The sequence below is a fragment of the Agrococcus sp. Ld7 genome (assembly GCF_045064095.1).
Taxonomy (GTDB): Bacteria; Actinomycetota; Actinomycetes; order Actinomycetales; family Microbacteriaceae; genus Agrococcus.
This window is the reverse complement of sequence record NZ_JBISGY010000026.1, coordinates 1-18,985: the sequence shown is the minus strand read 5'-3', so window position 1 is coordinate 18,985 and position 18,985 is coordinate 1. Positions and strand designations below refer to the sequence as shown.

The following is an 18,985-nucleotide window of genomic DNA, read 5'->3' as shown; positions in this document are numbered from 1 at the left end:
GGCTCCTCCCTGCTCACAGCCCGCAACCCGCGACAGTCGGCACGGGGTCTCGGTGGGGCCCGGACTCCAGATAGGTTACGACGCCAGAGGCCCTCACCTGCGTCGCCCCCGCCGGAACCGGCTCTGCTGCCGGCTGCTCGGGGCTCCACACGCCGTCGACCCGGTAGGAGGCGACGACCGAGCTCTGGATCGTCGACGACGCGTTGGCGGGCGCGCCGGCTCGCAGCGGCACGAGCGGCACGCACGAGTCGACGGTCGCCTCGAGGTTCAGCGGGGTGCCGCTGCCGACGGCGGTCCCGTCGGAGCAGATCGAGCCGTCCCCCGCGCCCGATGGTGCGCAGACCCGCAGGTCGACGCTGGCGGTGCGCCCGTAGACGAACGACGTGGTCGTCGGCGTGAGCCACGACCCCTGGCTGACCCGCGCCCAGACCGGCTCCGTGGCCTGCGGGGACTGACGGATGCGCGCTTCGAACCACTGCCCCTGCGGCAGGGTCGGGACCGCGGTGAGCCGCAGGTCGAGCGCGTCGTCACGCACCTGGCCGGGGCCCGCAGCCACCCGGACGGCCGACGCATCGACGGGCGCGGGCTTGCCGAACACAGGGTCGGATGTCGAGACCGAGCAGTGCCAGCCGTTGTCGGCAATGACCGCGACCACTACCCGAGAGCCCTCGCTCACGGTGCGCGAGCCCGTGAGGCCCACCCCGCCCGCCGGCGCCCCGCCGCCGGCGCTGCTGCACGAGAGCGAGGCGAGGTCGGCCACGGGCACGATCCGCATCGTGTAGCCGACGCTCGACGCACCGCCGGCATCGACGCGAGACCAGGTCGCGGTGACGGTGCTCGCGGTGCGATCCGTGATGAGCACGGCGGTCGTGGAGGGCTCTCCGACCGCCGTGAACGGCACCGGGGCGCTCGGCCAGCGCCATCCCTCGTCGGGAACACCGGCGGCGTTCACCGCAGCGACCGCGACGCCGTAGGCAAGCCCGGGCGTGAGGTCGCTGACCACACTCGAGCGCTCGCTGGCCCCGGTGCGGACGATGCGGTCCGCGCCGTTGCCGGTCACGCGCACGAGATACCCCTCGACGGCGGTGCCACCCTGCGGCTGCTGCACCCCCTGCCAGGAGATGCGGACGGATCCGGGATCCGTGGAGGGCACGGCCTGCACGCCCTGGACGATCGCGGGGCGCCGGTCGGCGTGCACCGGCTCTGACGGCGCGGAGCGGTCGCTCGCGCCCAGGGCATTGATCGCGACGGCGCTGAGCCGCAGCTCGACGCCGGCGGGCAGACCCTCGATGCGGCAGCGCGGCTCGACGCCGCATTCGTAGGACACGCCGTTGCCCTCGATGCGGTACCCCGTGATGGGGCTGCCGTTCGCGGGCGGGGGCTCGATCATCATGGTCACGACGCCGTCAACGTGCTCGTCGAAGGCCTGCACGGGCGGCGCGGGCGCATCCGGGACATCCTGCACCGTGACCGCGATCGGGCTCCAGACGCCGCGACGGGGATCGCCGGTGACGTCGAGCACGAGCACGCGCACGATGGTCGTGCCGATCACGGCGCCGCTCGTGACCGAGATCGTGACGCGGTCGCCGTCGAGCGTCGCCGAGACGCCGCGCGCGGCGGCGCCGTCCTCGTTGATCGCGGCGATGCGCAGCGGTGATCCCGGGAACGGGTTCGATGCGTCGTCGTTGAGGAGCGGATCGACCGTCGCGGTCTGGCCGCGCTGCACGGTGACGGCATCGCTGCCGGGCGCGACCTTCGGCTTGGTCGTCGAGATCACCGAGAGGCTGATCGGTCCGGGCACGCCTTCGCCCGCGGCGTCGCGCACCGCGACCTGCATCTCGGCGGCTGTGCCCGCGGACGTCTCGGCGAGTGCCTCGATCCGAAGGGTCGTGCCGTCGACGGCCGCTCGGAAGCCGTCGGGCACTGCGCCGTCGATCGACCAGACGGCATCGGCGAGCCGCGCAGGGTCCGACGCCCGCGTCACGCGCGCCAGATCGATCTCGCGTGCGCTGCCGGGCTCCAGCTGCACGAACGATCCGAGCACGCTCAGCGGCTGGTCGTCGCCCGGCACGACCTCGATGGGCAGCACGATCGCGCCGACGCGCCCTTCCGGGTCTGTGGGGGATGCGCCATCGGTGACCTCGAAGGCGATGCTCGCGGGCCCGGAGTAGCCGGCGGGCGGCGCGTACCGCAGCGTGCTTGCGTCGATGACGGGGTTGCTGCCGTCACTGGGTGAGGCATTGACCGTGCTGGCGTCCGTGATGAAGGCCCCGTCGCCGTCGACGGTGGCGACGACGTCGTCGATCGCGATCTCCAGCGTCCCTCCGGCCTCGACCCTGAGCGGTGCCACGCCCACGCGCAGCTGCGGCAGCGCGTCGAGGCGACCGGGCACCGCGATCACCGCCGTCGCCGAGGCGGTCGGATCGTCGGTGCGCGCGACCGTGTACGGCACGAACCGCGTGCGGTCGCCGACGGCGATCTCGAGCGCGCCGTCCTCCCGCAGCGTCACGCCCTCGGTCTGCATCGGCACCGATGCCTCCAGCACATCGGCGCGCCCATCGCGGACCGAGGCGTGTGCGAGCGGATCGATCACGACGGTCTCCGCCTCCGCGATCGACTGGATGGCGACCTGCACGTCATCGACGTCGGGCACCGGCGGCGGCGCGGCCGGATCGACGTCGATCCGCAGCCAGCTCGTGGACGCGGTCCCGGCGGCGTTCTCGACCGTGACGAGCACGCCGATGTCATCCGGGCTGGCGCTGGCGGTGACCAGCACGGCGCCGTCGCGCTGCTCGGCGGCAGCCCCTGGCGTGCTGACCTCGACGCCGACGATCTCGAGCGGCAATCCTGCGGGGTCGCTGTCGTTGTCGAGCACCGGCACGACGAGCGTCGAGTCGGGTCGCATCTGCGCCGCATCCGCGACCACCACGGGAGGCAGCGCCGGCCCTGCGGGCACGACGGCCACCCGCACGGTGCCCTCGGAGACAGCCCCCAGGTCGTCCCTGATCCGGTAGCGGAACTCGTCCGTGCCCGGGGAGTACTCGCCCGCCTGGTATCGCAGCGTCGCGCGGCCCGGGTGCGTCACGAAGCCCAGTGCCGGCGCAGACGACGGGCCGAGCAGCTGCACCGGGTCGCCGTTCGGGTCAGCGTCCGACAGCGGCAGGACGAGATCGACGCTCGCGCCCGCGACGACACGCGCCTCCACCGTGGGCGCGACGGGTGCCGCGTTGGTCGTCTGCGCTGCCACGACGACCCGCATCGTCACCTCCGCGCTCGCACTCTGGCCGTCCGGTCCGATGACGGCGTAGGCGGCCGAGTACGTGCCGGGCTCGCTGGCGGCGATGTACCGCAGCCGATCCCCGTCGGCGAACAGCAGGCCGGCCTCGGGAGCGGCGACGAGCTGCGGGTCGAGCTCGATCGGCAGCCCGTCCGGCTGTTCGTCGTTCGCGAGCACGGGGATCTCCACGAGACCCCCCGGCCGCACCGAGACGACATCGTCGCGAGCGATGGGCGGCTGCACGACCGCCGCCCCCGCCTGCGATGCCAGCAGCACGCCCGTCGCCGAGGTGATGCCGTTGGTCACGGTGTACTCGATGCTCGCCTCCTCCTGGAGGTCGTCCGTGAGCTCCAGCCGCAGCCGCTCGCCGTCGATCACCGCCGCCTCCACGCCGGGAACCTCCGTGCCGGCGCCCGTGAGGGCGACCACGCCGCCCGCCGGGTCGTAGGCGAGGTCTGCGACGTCGAGCTCGATCGAGCTGATCGCGGGGATCGCTGCACGCATCGGGAGGGTCACGGGCGCCGAGGACGCATCGGCGCCATCGAGCACCCGCACCGCCACCTGCCCCTGCATCGTCGATGCGCCGTCCGAGACCACGTAGGCGAAGCGCAGCATCCCGGACTCGGTCGGCGCGACGCGGATCGTGCCATCGGAGAAGCTGGCCTCGACGGGCAGATCCTCCGCGACCACGTTGTGCAGGCTGAGCTCACCGGTGCCCCCGCGCGCTGCCAGCAGCGGCTCGAGCAGGAGCTCGCTGCCCACCCGGGTGGTCGCCGTGACGGGCTGCGCGGTGATGGGGACGGTGCCCGCGAGCACGGTGAGCTCGATCGCTGCCGTCGACTCCACGGTGCCGTCGGTGACCGTCACGAGCACCTCCCGCTGGGCGCCTGCCCGGCCGTCCCGGAACTCCAGTCTGCCGTCGGGGCGCACCGAGACTCGATCCGGCGCCTCGACCTCGGCCGCGACCACCGCGAGCGCATCGCCGTCGGGATCGACCCAGCCGTCGAGCGCGTCGAGCACGATGTCACCACCTGCCTCCAGCGTGGCCTGCTGCGGACGCACGAGCTCCGGCGCCTCGTTGCCCACGCGGAGCGCGACGGACGCGGTCGCGACCGCCGTCGCCGTGCCATCCGAGATCTCGTACCGGACGACCGCGTCGCCCTCCGAGGGCGCGACGAGCCGGATGCTCCTGCCGTCCGGCGTGAGGCTCACGGACGCGTCCTGCCGTTCGACTGTCGCATCGGTGATCACGATCGGATCGCCGTTCGCATCCGAATCGTTGAGCAGCACCGGCAGCAGCGTGACGGCACCGGGTCGGGCACCGAGCTCGTCGTCGACGGCGACCGGGGGCTGAGGCTCGGCTGCGACCGTCTCGGCGATCGTCTCCCCTGCTGCGGGGGTCTCGGGCGCAGGCTGGTCCTCGTCGAGCTGCCAGCCGGTGATCCGCTCGCCGTCATGGTCGAGCGCCCACGCGTCACCCGAGCCTGCGTCAACGGCCGCGGTTGCGCTGCCGCGCTGCTGGATCCGCAGCTGGGCGTCGCTCGCGACGCCGTCGAGGGAGAGGACGACCGGCTCGGCACCCTCGCAGGAGCGCCACGCCGTGCCATCGAGCCAGGCGGCGAACAGGCACCCGCGGTTCGCGCTCGGACGCGCCGCAGCGCCGCTCGCACCGGAGGCAACCACCGTGGATGCGGCGATCCCCAGCGGCTGCCGCACGAGCGAGTCGTCCGTCGCGTAGTGCACGGAGGAGCCGGCATCACCCGGCTCCTGCAGACGCACGCCCGTCGCGTCGATCGTCGTCTGCCAGGTGGTGGTCGAGAGCACCCCGGAGCCCGCGTCGTAGAGCACCCAGTCGTCCCCGAGCGTCGTGAGCTGCAGCGCGGGCGACGTCGGTGAGACCGGAGCGCGGTCGCTCCCCACGATCTCGCCCGCGCGATCGACCCGCAGCACCCGACCCAGCCCGGGCGACGCAGCGACCAGGTCGTGCTCGCTGAGGACCGCGACGCCGCCGCGGCCGAGCGCGATGACGGGCTCACCCAGCGGCGCGCCCTCGGCGAGGGCGCCGGTCGTGGAGCGCCAGACGTCGCCCGTCGACGGCGACGTGATGACGACGCGGTCGTCGCGCGCGTGCACCTCCGCCCCCGGCGCGATCGGCACCGTCGGACCCGGTTGCGTCGCACCGTGCTGGACGACCCGCACCGTGGATGCGTCCCGGTCGACGATGACGGTGGCATCCGCCGCGTTGTGCGCCTCATCGGCATGCCCGACCTGCACAACCCGCTCGATCGTGGCATTGGCGGTGTTCGCCAGGCCGATCACGCCCTCCTCGTTGTTCGCGATCCACACGCTCGAGCCGTCGAGCTGCGGCTCGACCGCCGCGTAGCCCGGAGACAGCACCGCGCCGGCGACGACACCGACGGCGAGCAGGGTGCCGAGCGCTGCACCGGCGCGACGCTTCACGGCAGCGGCTCCGCGCAGGCCTCGGTGGGCTCGCCCGTGGAGCCGTCGCGATTGACCGCGACCGTGATGCAGAGCCGTTCATCCGGTGTCCCCACGAGCGAGAACTCGCGGCCGCCCTGGATGAGCGCGTCACCGGTCGACGGCACGCGCACGTGATAGGTGTCGGTGTCGACGAGCCCGGGGTCGGCCCAGCTGAACACGACCCTGCCCGACTCGGGCACCGCCTCGATCTCGGCCACCACGGGGATCTGCTGCGAGACGCTCGAGAGCGCCATCGCGGCGACGGCGACGATGCCGAGCACGACGACGCTCGCGACGCCGACGCCGATGCCCACCGCGACGCGCTTGGGCTTCTGCGGCTGACGCCTGCCGGTCGACTGCGAGATGTCCACGCGGCTTCCCGTGATCCCGGCGCTGCGCCGCGAGCGGCGCTGCCGCAGGCGGAGGGCATCCTCGTCGGCCTTCGGCAGCGACTCGGGCGCCGCGGCGGCGGCCCACGCATCGACCTCCACCTCGATCGGCGTCTCGGTGAAGCCGAGCTCGCGCTGCGCTCCCTGCAGGGCGAGCAGCATCGCCTGCACCGATTCGAAGCGATCGCCCGGCTTCGCCGAGAGCGCCCTGTCGAGCACGGCACGCAGGGGCTGCGGGATGCTGCGCGATGGGAGCAGGTCGTGGTTCATGATGCGGGCACTGAGCGCATCGTGGTCATTGGCCCTGCCCGGCTGCTCCGCGGGACTGCGACCGGCGACGAGCGAGAAGATCGTGGCGGCCAGCGACCACACCTCGGTCGCAACGGTCCCGCCCGTCTCGCCCCGCAGCACCTCCGGCGCCGCCCACGGCACCGAGATGCCGGCAGCCTCCGAGGCGTCGTGCTGCAGACCCGCGATGCCGAAATCGCTCAGCACCGGGTGCCCGAATGAGGTCGTCAGGATGTTGGCGGGCTTGATGTCGCGGTGGAGCACGCCGGCGCGGTGGGCGGTCTCGACTGCCGCACCGATGCGGATGCCGATCCGCAGTGCCGCCTCTGGGGCGAGCGGCTCGGTGCGGAACCGCTCGGCGAGGTCGGGGCTCGCGAGCTCCATCACGAGGTACGGCCGGCCGTCGCTCGCGACACTCGCACCGTAGACCGTGAGGATGCCCGGGTGCGACGACAGCCGACCCATGAGGTTGACCTCCGAGCGGAAGGCGCTGCGCACCTCCTCGTCGACGAGCTCTGCCAGCAGCACCTTCACCGCGACCGGACGTCGCGGCAGCGCCTGCTCGTACAGGAAGACATCGGCATACCCGCCCGTGCCGAGCACGTGGAGGTGCGAGAAGCCGGGCAGGACCGGCGGCGCAGAGGGGAGCCGCCTGGCCATCAGGACCGCCTGGTCTCCTCGTCGCGCAGCGTCGTGCGCGGCACCGTGCGGTCGACATCGTCGACGGTCGGGGCCTTCGTGACATCGATGACGATGACGGTCACGTTGTCGCGACCGCCGCTGTCGAGCGCGGCGGAGACCAGTGCGCTCGCGGCGGCCGCGGGATCCTCGTGCTCCGACAGCACGCGCTCGATGTCGACGTCGCGCACCTCCTTCGTGAGGCCGTCGGAGCAGACGAGCAGGCGCAGCTGCGGCATGATCGGCAGCAGGAAGTAGTCGGGCACGGGGTCGATGCCGGCGCCGACGCCGCGCGTGACGACGTTCGCCTCCGGGTGCGTCTCCGCCTCCTCCTCCGTGAGCAGGCCGGCGTCGATGAGCTCCTGCACGACCGAGTGGTCGATGGTGATGCGCGTGAGGCGCTCGCCGAGCATCGCGTACGTGCGGGAATCGCCGACGTTGAAGACGGCGAAGTGCGGCGCACCGTCGTGCAGCGCGAAGGCACAGCCGGTGACGGTCGTGCCCGCGGCGCCATCCCCCTCGCCCAGCTTCTCGATCGCGTCGGTCGCGTTGCGCAGCGCATCGACGACGTCGATCGGCTCGACCGCGTCCATGCCGCGCAGCCCGCCGAGCTGCTCCGCGACCGCCTGGCTCGCGAGGTCGCCGTGCGAGTGACCGCCCATGCCGTCGGCGACCGCGAAGATCGGCGGCTGCGTGACGAGGGAGTCCTCGTTGTGCTGGCGGCGGAAGCCGGTGTCGGTCATGCCCGCCCAGCGCACGGCGAACCGACTGCCCTCAGGCCCCTGTGTGGCGTACTCGCCGGTCGCCGCTCCGATATGGGTCACGCCCTCCAGTCTCCCATGCCTCGGGCGTTCGGCGCGCATCGCCCGCGGGAGAGCGTCGGAGCTACAGCTTGCCCCTCAGGATGCGATGCCAGTAGGCCTGCGGCAGCGCGTACCGGTCGAGCAGGTGCCACACGGGCGTGGAGCGGATCTGGTCGGGCACGGGCAGGCTGCGGCGCACGCGCAGCGCGCGGTCGTACTCGCCGAAGGACAGGCTGCGTCTCGCGGTCGCGATCGGCGCGACCGTGTACCCGTCGTAGCGCTGCAGCGGCATGCCTCCGCGAGCGCGCCGGATGTTCTCGACGGCGATCTTCACCTGCTGGCGCAGCCCTCCACCCGTGCGACCGGAGCCGAGATCGGCGGCGTCGCCGACGGCCCAGATGCGCGGGTGCACCCGGTGGCGGAGCGTCTCGGGGTCGATCGCGACGAACCCGCCGGTGCCCGGACCGTCGAGTCCGGAATCGGCGATCATCGCCGGCGCGGCGTACGGCGGATGGAGTGCGACGAGCTCGGCGCGCTCCACGCCGGACCCATCCGGTCCGGTCAACGTGACGTCGGCACCGTCGATGCGCTCGATGCGCGTTGCCAGCCGGACGTCGACCCCGTAGTCATCCAGGTGCCGGCGGATCTCGCGCTCGATCGCCTCCACGGCATGCAACCGCGCGCCCTCGTGCGCCAGCACCACGTGGATGCGGTCGAGCACCCCCGCCGACTGCCACATGTCGCAGGCGATGAAGAGCGGCTTGAACGCCGTCTCCTGCCCCGAGGCCGGCTGGTCGTGCACGTGGAAGATCGCCCGCCCGCCCGTCATCCCGGCGAGTCGCGTGCGCGCGTCGCCAAGCGCGCCGTCGACGAAGGTCGTGATGGCCGTGCCCTCGGCGAGGGCCGCCTCGGCACCCGGCAGCAGGTCCCAATCGATGCGCGCGCCCGGTGCGAGCAGGATGTCGCGGCCGCGCACCTTGCTGCCGTCCGCGCAGTGGACGATCCGCTGCACCGGGTCGATCGAGACGGCCGCGGTGCGATGCCACGCGACGCCGTCGGGGATCAGCGAGGCCTGCGGCCTGGCCAGCTCGTCGAAGTCGGCCAGCCCTGTGCCGACGTAGTGCTGCAGCGGCTTGTAGACGTGCCGGTCTGCCGGTTCGATGAGGCCGACGTCTTTGCTCCCCCGGCGCAGCAGGTGCGCGGCCGCCGAGAGCCCGCCGTTGCCGCCGCCGACTACGAGGACGTCGTGCACGTGTTCAGTCGTCATGCCGCGACGGTACCTCCCGCCGCTGGGTGAGCACCCAGTCGGGCGCTCCTCTCGCATCGACGATGTCGCGCAGCAGCGGCGCCATCGTGAGTGACGGGTCGATCACCATCGCGAGCTCGGCGCAGCGGCCCGCGGTTCGGCCCCTGCCCACGAAGAACTGCAGGAAGCCCACGATGACGAGCAGCGGGGCGCGCGACTCGAGCGGCACGGCTGCGGCGATCGTCGTCCAGCGGCGCAGCCGGTCGTGCAGGACCGCCGCCTGCGGTGCCGGCCCCATCCCCAGGAAGCGGGTGGCGGCGGCATCGACGGCGAGCGGCGTGCCGCGCTCGATCGCGGCCAGCGTTCTGGCTGCGGCGTCCTCGCCATCGATCGCGAGCTCGATCGCGAGGTCCCGCATCGCGGGGCTCTCGACGAGCGCGCTCGCGATCGCCGCCGCAGTCGCCGCCGCGGCCGCCGTCTTGGTTGCCGCCGCATCGCCCGTCTCCGACCCCGCTTCCAGGTGCGCTGCGAGCGCGACCGCGCGTTCCAGCGCCGCGATCGGGTCGGCACGTGCGGTGTCGAGCACCTCGGGCTCGAGGTGCTCGAGCCGCTCCGCGACGGCTCGCATCGCCGCACCATCCTCGTCGCCCGGCACGCCCGGGATCGATGCGGGCAGCGGCACCCCCGGCAGCGGGTCCTCGAGCAGGTCGAGCTCGGCGCGCGGGCCGCGCGCGCCATCGGGATGCGCGTAGTCGCCCCAGGCGTCCGGAGCGAGCGCGAGCAGGTCGAGCGTCACGACGCCGCAGCTGCCGAGCCGCTCGCACACGCGCCGCAGCTCGCTGCGCAGCGGCAGCGGACCGGCGCCGAGCGGAGCGCCGAGGCACGCGATGAGCACCACAGCCTCGCCGCCCTGCATGGCCGTGAGGATCGTGTTCGCCGTGACCGCGACGTCGCGCGGACCCGGCAGGTCAAGCATCATCGGCATGCCCGAGCGGCCAGCCGTGAACGGCAGCACGACGAGCGAGGGCGGGGCGAGCGGCCCCACCAGGCGCGGCAGCACACGGAGGAGGGACTGCGGGGTGCGAATGCGAACGGTGTCCATGCGCGTGAGCATGCGACATGACGGGATACCGCCGCGGCAGGCTGCAGCGACCTGTGGAGAGCCGCTGCCGCGATGCCCGAGGCCGCGTCGGCACGGGGCTTGCTGCATACCCCTAGGGGGTATATGGTCTGGGCATGAGCGGTACACACGAACCCCACTCGCAGGAGCACGATCAGCGTTCCGACATCGCAGCTGCAGCCCGCGATGCGTCCGCTGATCACCGCGGCCACGCGACGCACGGCGGCGACGCGACGCACGGCGGCCACGGCGGCCACGACGGTCACGTCGCGATCTTCCGACGCCTCTTCTGGTGGATGCTCGCGCTCTCGGTGCCGACCGTGCTGCTCAGCGGCATGTTCGCGTCGATCGTGGGATACACCCTGCCCGACTGGCCATGGCTGCCGTGGGCCTCGCCGGTGCTCGGCACGGTGCTCTACGTCGTCGGCGGCCGGCCCTTCCTGACCGGTGCTGTCGACGAGCTCAGGGCGCGCAAGCCCGGCATGATGCTCCTGATCGGGCTGGCGATCACCGTCGCGTTCGTCGCATCGTGGGCCTCGTCGCTCGGCCTCGTCGACCACGAGCTGGAGTTCTGGTGGGAGCTCGCGCTGCTCGTGACCATCATGCTCTTCGGCCACTGGATCGAGATGCGCTCGCTCGCGCAGACATCATCGGCGCTCGACTCGCTCGCGGCGCTCCTGCCCGACGAGGCCGAGCGCGTCGTCGATGGGGGCACCGAGCGGGTCGCCCCCGACGAGCTGCAGCTGGACGACGTCGTCATGGTGCGACCGGGCGCGCGCGTGCCCGCGGACGGCGTGATCGTCGACGGCTCCGCGAGCTTCGACGAGTCGATGATCACCGGGGAGTCGCGACCCAGCGCCCGCGGTGTCGGCGACCGGGTCGTGGCGGGCACCGTCGCGACCGACTCCGGCGTTCGCGTGCGGGTCGATGCGATCGGCGACGACACCGCACTGGCAGGGATCCGCAGACTCGTGGCCGACGCGCAGGCCTCGAGCTCGAAGGCGCAGCGGCTCGCCGACCGTGCCGCAGGATGGCTGTTCTGGTTCGCGCTGGGCGCCGCCATCATCACCGCGGTCGTCTGGACGGCCGTCGGCCAGCCCGACGCGGCGGTCATCCGCGCGGTCACCGTGCTCGTGATCGCCTGCCCGCACGCCCTGGGGCTCGCGATCCCGCTCGTCGTGTCGATCGCGACCGAGCGCGCGGCACGAGGCGGCGTCCTCGTCGCCGACCGGCTCGCACTCGAGACCATGCGGCGGGTCGACATCGTGCTGTTCGACAAGACCGGCACGCTCACCGCTGGCGAGCCCGCCGTGCTCGAGCAGATCGCCGTCGACGGCGACACCGACGGACTGCTCTCCCTCGCAGCCGCCGCCGAGGCGCCGAGCGAGCATCCGCTTGCCAGGGCGATCACGAGGGCGGCAGAGCGAGCCCGGCTGACGGTGGCCGAGGCGGATGATTTCACCTCCTCCCCTGCCGTCGGGGTCACCGCCACCGTCGACGGTCGGCGCGTGCGCGTCGGCGGACCCCACATGCTCGACGAGGAGGGAGCGAGCGAGCTGCCGGAGGTCGAGGCGTGGCGTGAGGAGGGCGCGATCATCCTGCACGTCGTGATCGACGGCGTCGTGGCGGGCGCGCTGCGGCTGGCCGACGAGATCCGGGCCGAGTCGCGACAGGCGGTGGATGCGCTGCACGCGCTGGGCGTCGAGGTCGGCATGATCACGGGCGACGCCGAGGCCGTCGCACAGGCGGTCGCACGGGAGCTCGGAATCGACCGGGTGTCTGCGGGCGTGCGCCCCGAGCACAAGGAGCGTGAGGTCGCGCAGCTGCAGGCCGAGGGCCGCACGGTGGCGTTCGTGGGAGACGGGGTCAACGACGCGCCGGCGCTCGCTCGCGCTGACGTGGGTCTCGCCATCGGTGCGGGAACGGATGTCGCGATCGCGTCAGCGGATGTGATCCTCGCCAGCTCCGACCCGCGCAGCGTGCTGTCGGTCGTGCAGCTCTCGCGGGAGAGCGCGAAGAAGATGGTGCAGAACCTGTGGTGGGCGGCCGGGTACAACGTGCTGTCGGTGCCGCTCGCCGCCGGGATCCTCGCGCCGATCGGCTTCGTGCTGCCGATGTCGGTGGGCGCGCTGCTCATGTCGGCGTCGACGGTGGTGGTGGCGCTCAACGCGCAGCTGCTGCGTCGGCTCGACCTCGATCCCGCACACTCTGCTGAGCGGGTGCTCGCGGATCGCTAGCGTGGGGTGATGCGCACTCGCCCAGAGCTCACCGGATCCTTCGGCGCCGTCGCCTCCACGCACTGGCTCGCATCGTCGAGCGGGATGGCCGTGCTGGAGCGCGGCGGCAACGCCGCGGATGCCGCCGTCGCGACCGGCTTCGTGCTGCACGTGGTGGAGCCGCACCTCAACGGTCCCGGCGGCGACCTGCCGCTCATCGTGCGGGTGCCCGGCTCCGAGCCTCGCGTGCTGTGCGGGCAGGGCGTGACGCCCGCTGCAGCCACGATCGAGGCGATGCGCGCGGACGGCATCGAGCACATCCCCGGCACCGGCCTGCTCCCCGCGGTGGTGCCGGGCGCCGTGCCGGCGTGGCTCACGCTGCTGCGCGAGCACGGCAGCTGGGCGCCGGCCGACGTGCTGTCGTTCGCGATCGAGCTCGCCGACCGGGGCCACCGAGTGCTGCCTCGGGTCGCCCGCACGATCGCGGGCCGTGCCGACTTCTTCCGCGAGCACTGGGCCGCCTCCGCGCGGCTCTGGGCCGATCCCGCCCCCGATGACTGGGCCGTGATCCGCAATCCCGCGCTCGCCGAGACCTATCGGCGCCTCGCTGATGCCGGTCGCGGCAAGGAGCGCGAGGCCGCGTGCGACGCGGCGATCGCCGCCTGGAGCGAGGGCTTCGTCGCCGAGGCGATCGATCGCCACTGCCGCGTCGCCAGCATGGACTCCTCGGGCGACGCGCACGCGGGACTGCTGACGGGTGACGACATGGCGGCCTGGCGGCCGACGTGGGAGCAGACGCTGTCGCTGCCGTGGCGCGGCACCACCGTGCACAAGGTGGGCGCCTGGTCGCAGGGTCCGGCGCTGCTCGCGCAGCTCGGCATGCTCGAGCCGCTGCTGCCGGCGGCGGCGGATGCGTTCGACGCGGAGCTCGTGCACGTCGCGACCGAGGCGGCGAAGCTCGCCTTCGCCGATCGCGATGCCTGGTTCGGCGACGGCGCCGACCTGTCGCGGCTGCTCGCGCCCGACTACCTCGCCGAGCGGCGCGCACGCATCGGCGCGCAGGCATCGCGCGAGCTGCGACCGGGGGCGCTGCGCGGCGAGCCTCGGATGCCTGCGGTGCAGACCGTGCACGAGGCCGAGACGCCAGAAGGCGCCGGTGAGCCGACCCGAGGCGACACCTGCCACGTCGATGTCGTCGACCGCGACGGCATGGTCATCTCGGCGACCCCGTCCGGCGGCTGGCTGCAGTCGAGCCCCGCGATCGCGGAGCTCGGCTTCTGCCTGGGCACGCGAGCGCAGATGCTGTGGCTGGAACCGGGCCTGCCCACGAGCCTCGCCCCCGGCATCCGCCCGCGCACCACGCTGTCGCCGACGATGCTCGTCGATGACGACGGCTCGGTCGCTGCGCTCGGCACCCCGGGTGGCGACCAGCAGGATCAGTGGCAGCTCTCGATGCTGCTGGGCATGCGCGTGCTCGGCCTCACACCCCAGTCGGCGATCGACGCCCCGGCCTGGCACACCACGCATCTCGTCTCCTCGTTCGAGCCGCGCGTGTGGGAGCCGGCCGGCCTGCATGTCGAGTCGCGGCTGGGCGAGACGACCATCGCGGAGCTCCGTCGCCGCGGTCACGACGTGACCGATGCGGGACCCTGGTCGCTCGGTCGCCTGTCGTTCGCGTCGTACGACGCCGACGGCACGATCCGGGCGGCGGCGAACCCTCGGGGCGAGCAGGGCTACGCGGTGGTCCGGTAGCACGGAGCTCGCCCGAGCAGGCGCTAGCCTCGTCGAGGCAGACGGTTCGAGACGGGGAGCGACGACGGATGCAGTCGACGACACGGTGCCGCACGCGCGCGGCTCGATGGGCTTCCCTGACGGTGGTGGCGGCACTCGCGCTCTCAGGATGCGTGCCCCAGCAGGAGCCGCAGCCGACGACGTCGCCGACGCCGAGCGCGGTCGCTCCGTCACCGACGCCCACTCCCACGCCCAGCCCGACACCGACCGCCGCCGCTGACCCGCTGCCGGAGGGCGCCGTCACCGCGCTGCTGCTGGGCACCGACTCGCGAACGCCCGGCAGCATGACCGGGCAGGCGGATGCGATCATGCTCGCGCAGATCTCGGCGGATCGCGAGTCGCTCTCGCTCGTGTCGATCACGCGCGATTCCTGGGTCCCGCTCGCCGGCGGCCTCGGCTCCGGCAAGATCAACTCCGCGTTCGCACGCGGCGGCACATCGGTGATGACCGAGACCGTGTCGTCGATGTTCGGCGGTCTCGAGATCGACTATGTGGTGCAGGCGGACTTCCAGGGCTTCATCGCGCTGACCCGCGCGCTCGAGGGGTTCGATGCGGAGAACGAGCATCCCACGCGGGTGACCGTCAACAGCACCGGCCGAGTGGTCGACTTCACCGCTGACCCCGTGCACCTCGCGGGCACCGACGGCCTCATCTACGTGCGCCAGCGCAAGGGCCTGCCGCAGGGCGACCTGGACCGCACCGAGCGGCAGCGCGCCGCCGTGATCGGCATGATGGAGCGCATCGATGAGATCGCCGCCGCGAACCCGGCAGAGCTCGTCAAGGTGTTCGGCCACTTCGCCGACCGCCTGAAGATCACCGGCGAGCTGTCGATCGACGACATGATCGCGCTCAGCGATCTGAGCCAGAACCTCGAGCGCGGCGACGTCGTCAGCCTCATGGCGCCGATCACCGGCTTTGGGACGGTCGGTGGGCAGTCCGTCAACACGGTCGACCTGGCGCAGACCGCGGCCCTGGGCGACGCGCTGCGGGCAGGCGACATCCAGCCGTACATCGATCGCTACGGCACGGAGTACTGACCGGGCGCACCCGGCAGCCTGACGCAGCGCGCCCGCGCGCTCTCAAGCGGTGCCGAGGGCTGCCCTCTCGGCACCGATGGTCGTGTCGGGTCCGTGGCCGGTGTGGACCACCGTCTCCCCGGGCAGCTCGAACAGCCGCGACCGAATCGACGCCTTGATGAGCGCCTCATCGCTGAAGGATCGTCCGGTGGCACCGGGGCCGCCCTCGAAGAGGGTGTCGCCGCTGAACAGCACCCCGAGGTCGGGTGCCCAGAAGCACACCGCACCGGGCGCGTGCCCGGGCGTGTGGATGGCGCGCAGCGTGATGCCGCCGACGGTGATCTCCCACCCGTCGTCGAGGTCGACGTCCCAGACGCGGCCCTCGGGCGCATGGGTGAGCTCCCACAGCGGCCGGTCGGCGGGGTGCAGCATCACCGGGGCGCCCGTGCGCTCGCGGAGCTGCGGCGCGACACGGCAGTGGTCGTCGTGAGCGTGCGTGAGCAGGATCGCACGCAGGGTGCGCTCCCCCACGAGCGCCATGATGGCGTCGACGTCGTGCGGGGCGTCGATCACGACGCACTCGCGGTCGTCGCCGACCACCCACAGGTTGTTGTCGACCTCGTGCGTCTCGCCGTCGAGCGAGAAGGTTCCTGAGACCACCGCGTGGTCCACGCGAGCGCTCACGCGAACATCACCACCGATCGCAGCACCTCACCGTGATGCATCTTCTCGAATGCGGACTCCACGTCATCGATGCCGATCTCCTCCGACACGAACGCGTCGAGATCGAGCCGGCCCGAGGTGTAGAGGTCGACGAGCATGGGGAAGTCGCGGCTGGGCAGGCAGTCGCCGTACCAGCTCGACTTCAGCGCACCACCGCGGCCGAAGACGTCGATGAGCGGCAGGTCGGGAACGCGCATGTCGGGCGTCGGCACGCCGACCAGCACCACGGTGCCCGCGAGGTCGCGCGCGTAGAACGCCTGCTTCCAGGTCTCCGGGCGGCCAACGGCCTCGATGACGACATCCGCGCCCTCCGCGCCGGTGTAGACCTGGGCGCAGATGCGCTTGATCTCCTCCACCGGGTCGAGCTTCGATGAGTCGACCGTGTGCGTGGCCCCGAAGCCGCGCGCCCGGTCGAGCTTCTTGGCGTCGATGTCGACGGCGATCACGGGGCTCGCGCCGGAGAGGGCCGCACCGGCGATGGCGGCCATGCCGACACCGCCGCAGCCGATCACCGCTGCAGACCTGCCGCGCGTGGTCTCGCCGGTGTTGATGGCGGCGCCGAGCCCTGCCATCACGCCGCAGCCCAGCAGGCCGACGGCCGCGGGCCGGGCATCGGGGTCGACCTTGGTGCACTGGCCGGCAGCGACGAGGGTCTTCTCTGCGAACGCCCCGATGCCGAGTGCGGGCGAGAGCTCCGTGCCGTCCTCGAGGGTCATCTTCTGCTTCGCGTTAGCGGTGTTGAAGCAGTACTGCGGCTCTCCGCGGCTGCACGCGCGGCAGCTGCCGCAGACCGCGCGCCAGTTGAGCACCACGAAGTCGCCCGGCGACACCGTGGTGACGCCTTCGCCCACGGCCTCGACGACGCCCGCGGCCTCGTGGCCGAGCAGGAACGGGAAGTCGTCGTTGATGCCGCCCTCGCGGTAGTGCACGTCGGTGTGGCAGACGCCGCAGGACTGCACGCGCACCACGGCCTCCCCTGGGCCCGGGTCGGGAACGTTGATCGTCGTCACCTCGACGGGCGCACCCTTGGTCCGTGCGATGACGGCTTTCACCTGCTGCATGGCTGGTCCTCTCGATCGGCCCGGAAGGTGGGGAGGGCTCCATGCAATCTCATGGAGATCGAAACCCGCAAGCGAGCCCCGTTCAGGCGAACAGATCGGCGATCTCCTCGACGGTCGCGGGGTCGAGCGATCCGTTGCCGGCGGCTGCGTTCTGCGCGATCTGCTCTGGGCTGGTCGCGCCGGCGATGACGCTCGTGACGGCGGGCTGCGCGAGCAGCCACTGGAAGGTCGTCTCCAGCATCGTGCGACCAGCGTCGCGGGCGATGCGCTCGTACTGCTCGATGCGCGCCCAGTCGACGCCATCCAGCAGCTGCGGCTTGAGCGCCGTCAACCGCCCATCGGCCGGACCCGTGCCGCCCGAGTACTTGCCGGAGAGCAGCCCATTGGCGAGCGGGAAGTAGGGCAGGAAGCCGATGCCGGTCTCGAGCACCGCGGGCAGCACCTCGCGCTCGACGTCGCGGGCAACGAGCGAGTACTCGTCCTGCGCGGAGACGAAGCCGTTCTGCGTCTCGACCGCGGCGGCGGTTGCGATCTGCTCCGGGGAGAAGTTGGAATGTCCATAGGCACGGATCTTGCCCTCGGCGACCAGCTCGTCAAGCGCGCGGACGGTCTCCTCGATGGGCGTCTCCGGGTCGGGCGTGTGCATCTGGTAGAGATCGATGCGATCCGTCTGCAGCCGTCGCAGCGATGCTTCGACGGCGTTGCGGATGTATCCGCGCGCACCCTTCGCGCCCCACGCCTCCGTGCCCTCGACGGCGAGATCCTGGTGGCCCCACTTGGTGGCGAGCACGATGCGGTCGCGGGCGGCACTGCCGGCCTTCGCGATCGCGACGCCCATGAGCGTCTCGGACGTCGTCGCCGGGTTGCCGTAGATGTCTGCCGTGTCGAACAGCGTGATGCCGTGATCGATGGCGGCGTGGATGACCGCGTCGGTGCCCGACTGGTCCTCGGTGCGGGTGCCCCGGCGGCCGAAGTTGTTGCAGCCGAGCCCGATCGGTGAGACCTGGATGTCGCTGGATCCGAGTGTGCGCGTCATGCCCCCAGGCTAGCGAGCGCACCCTGATCATCGGCCGTCGCCGGCCGCCTTCGACCGCCTCGCGGACTGCGCGCGAGGCTTGTGCGGCTGTGTCGCGGCGATCGTCTGCGCGACCTCATGCAGCCAGTCGATGTCGTCCATCGCGTCATCATCGACGATGCCGTACGGCTTCGACCCCGGGTAGGCCTCACCGCGCGGCAGGTGCTCGGTGAGCTCCGCTGCTTCTGGCACCAGCTTCAGCAGCAGGGTGTCGTCGCAGACGAAGCCGAAGATGCGGTCATCGCAGTAGATTGCCTGCTCGCCGAACATCGGCTGCAGTCGGATCGGCAGCGGCTCGAAGGCCTCGCGGATGCGCTCGAGTGTCTCCGGTCGGTTCGTCATGCGGCGAGCATGCCACGCCCCCCGGATCGCGTGGGGTCCGGATCTCGAGCCGCGACCGGCCTCGACACGCTGGACTCAGGGGGCGGCGGGCGAGGGGATCTGCCGAGCGCGCGGGCCAGGAGGCTGCGGTTGCGGTTGCGCGCTGTGTCGACTGCGCCCTTCAGAACGGCATGGCGGCGGGTGGCGCGTTGGATTGCTCGGGTTCGCCGCGTTCGTGGGTGCCTCGTGGCCGGTCGTCGGTGGTTCTCGTGCTGGTGAAGCGTGGGCCTTGGGGTTGGGGTTCGTCGCGGTAGGTGTCGCCGAGGGGGTTGGTCCATTCGAGGATGCCGTCGGCGAGTTGTTGGACGGCCCAGCGGGTGGCGTGCTTCATGGTGTGGTGGCGTCGGCAGAGGTGGGCGAGGTTGGCGAGGGCGGTGGTGCCGCCGTCGGCGTAGGCGCGGGTGTGGTCGGTGTCGGCGCGGCTGACGGGGTTGTTGCAG

At 72.4% G+C, this 18,985-nt stretch carries 13 protein-coding genes; 3 read left to right on the top strand and 10 right to left on the bottom strand.

The features are described 5' to 3' along the window. Positions 1 to 13: 13 nt before the first annotated feature. The 5 genes from ACJJVL_RS04935 to ACJJVL_RS04915 form a co-directional block, all read right to left on the bottom strand. A complete protein-coding gene (locus ACJJVL_RS04935) occupies positions 14 to 5,737 on the bottom strand; it encodes an Ig-like domain-containing protein (RefSeq protein WP_405217208.1) in 5,724 nt (1,907 codons plus the stop codon). Further along, a complete protein-coding gene (locus tag ACJJVL_RS04930) occupies positions 5,734 to 7,095 on the bottom strand; it encodes a serine/threonine-protein kinase (protein WP_405217207.1) in 1,362 nt (453 codons plus the stop codon). The genes ACJJVL_RS04935 and ACJJVL_RS04930 overlap by 4 nt, the downstream gene beginning before the upstream one ends. Beyond that, the gene (locus ACJJVL_RS04925) at positions 7,095 to 7,937 is read right to left on the bottom strand and encodes a PP2C family protein-serine/threonine phosphatase (RefSeq protein ID WP_405217206.1); all 843 of its coding nucleotides are present in this window, start codon (positions 7,935 to 7,937) and stop codon (positions 7,095 to 7,097) included. Before ACJJVL_RS04925 ends, ACJJVL_RS04930 begins: the two co-directional genes overlap by 1 nt. A gap of 61 nt (positions 7,938 to 7,998) precedes the next feature. Further along, positions 7,999 to 9,183, bottom strand: coding sequence for an FAD-dependent oxidoreductase (locus ACJJVL_RS04920; RefSeq protein WP_405217205.1), 1,185 nt, complete (start codon positions 9,181 to 9,183; stop codon positions 7,999 to 8,001). Continuing rightward, positions 9,173 to 10,264 (bottom strand): DUF4192 family protein, encoded by a 1,092-nt coding sequence (locus ACJJVL_RS04915; protein WP_405217204.1) that lies wholly within the window; start codon positions 10,262 to 10,264, stop codon positions 9,173 to 9,175. The genes ACJJVL_RS04920 and ACJJVL_RS04915 overlap by 11 nt, the downstream gene beginning before the upstream one ends. A 134-nt stretch (positions 10,265 to 10,398) precedes the next feature. Here ACJJVL_RS04915 and ACJJVL_RS04910 point away from each other — a divergent pair, with 134 nt between their 5' ends. From ACJJVL_RS04910 to ACJJVL_RS04900, 3 genes are all read left to right on the top strand, one after another. Further along, on the top strand, positions 10,399 to 12,519 hold the full coding sequence (locus ACJJVL_RS04910) for a heavy metal translocating P-type ATPase (protein WP_405217203.1): 2,121 nt from the start codon (positions 10,399 to 10,401) through the stop codon (positions 12,517 to 12,519). Positions 12,520 to 12,528: 9 nt separating this feature from the next. Then, positions 12,529 to 14,250 carry a gamma-glutamyltransferase family protein gene (locus tag ACJJVL_RS04905; protein ID WP_405217202.1) on the top strand — a complete coding sequence of 574 codons (1,722 nt, stop codon included), beginning with the start codon at positions 12,529 to 12,531 and terminating at the stop codon, positions 14,248 to 14,250. Between the two features lie 152 nt (positions 14,251 to 14,402). Next, positions 14,403 to 15,326, top strand: coding sequence for an LCP family protein (locus ACJJVL_RS04900; protein ID WP_405217201.1), 924 nt, complete (start codon positions 14,403 to 14,405; stop codon positions 15,324 to 15,326). Between the two features lie 42 nt (positions 15,327 to 15,368). Here the strand turns inward: ACJJVL_RS04900 and ACJJVL_RS04895 are convergent, their stop codons facing one another. From ACJJVL_RS04895 to ACJJVL_RS04875, 5 genes are all read right to left on the bottom strand, one after another. Continuing rightward, positions 15,369 to 15,989, bottom strand: a complete 621-nt coding sequence (locus ACJJVL_RS04895) for an MBL fold metallo-hydrolase (protein ID WP_405217200.1) — start codon at positions 15,987 to 15,989, stop codon at positions 15,369 to 15,371. Further along, positions 15,986 to 17,089 carry an S-(hydroxymethyl)mycothiol dehydrogenase gene (locus ACJJVL_RS04890; protein WP_405217199.1) on the bottom strand — a complete coding sequence of 368 codons (1,104 nt, stop codon included), beginning with the start codon at positions 17,087 to 17,089 and terminating at the stop codon, positions 15,986 to 15,988. Before ACJJVL_RS04890 ends, ACJJVL_RS04895 begins: the two co-directional genes overlap by 4 nt. 82 nt (positions 17,090 to 17,171) lie before the next feature. Continuing rightward, positions 17,172 to 18,125, bottom strand: coding sequence for an aldo/keto reductase (locus ACJJVL_RS04885; RefSeq protein ID WP_405217198.1), 954 nt, complete (start codon positions 18,123 to 18,125; stop codon positions 17,172 to 17,174). Positions 18,126 to 18,152: 27 nt separating this feature from the next. Continuing rightward, complete coding sequence (locus tag ACJJVL_RS04880) at positions 18,153 to 18,506, bottom strand: TfoX/Sxy family protein (RefSeq protein WP_405217197.1); 354 nt, start codon at positions 18,504 to 18,506, stop codon at positions 18,153 to 18,155. Positions 18,507 to 18,666: 160 nt separating this feature from the next. Continuing rightward, on the bottom strand, positions 18,667 to 18,985 hold a 319-nt coding region (locus ACJJVL_RS04875), incomplete at its 5' end, for an HNH endonuclease signature motif containing protein (protein WP_405217196.1).

Coding starts and splice junctions, on each gene's coding strand:
- ACJJVL_RS04880 (WP_405217197.1), bottom strand. CDS start 18,506: ATGACGAACCGACCGGAGACACTCGAGCGCATCCGCGAGGCCTTCGAG.
- ACJJVL_RS04920 (WP_405217205.1), bottom strand. CDS start 9,183: ATGACGACTGAACACGTGCACGACGTCCTCGTAGTCGGCGGCGGCAAC.
- ACJJVL_RS04885 (WP_405217198.1), bottom strand. CDS start 18,125: ATGACGCGCACACTCGGATCCAGCGACATCCAGGTCTCACCGATCGGG.
- ACJJVL_RS04915 (WP_405217204.1), bottom strand. CDS start 10,264: ATGGACACCGTTCGCATTCGCACCCCGCAGTCCCTCCTCCGTGTGCTG.
- ACJJVL_RS04905 (WP_405217202.1), top strand. CDS start 12,529: ATGCGCACTCGCCCAGAGCTCACCGGATCCTTCGGCGCCGTCGCCTCC.
- ACJJVL_RS04890 (WP_405217199.1), bottom strand. CDS start 17,089: ATGCAGCAGGTGAAAGCCGTCATCGCACGGACCAAGGGTGCGCCCGTC.
- ACJJVL_RS04910 (WP_405217203.1), top strand. CDS start 10,399: ATGAGCGGTACACACGAACCCCACTCGCAGGAGCACGATCAGCGTTCC.
- ACJJVL_RS04930 (WP_405217207.1), bottom strand. CDS start 7,095: ATGGCCAGGCGGCTCCCCTCTGCGCCGCCGGTCCTGCCCGGCTTCTCG.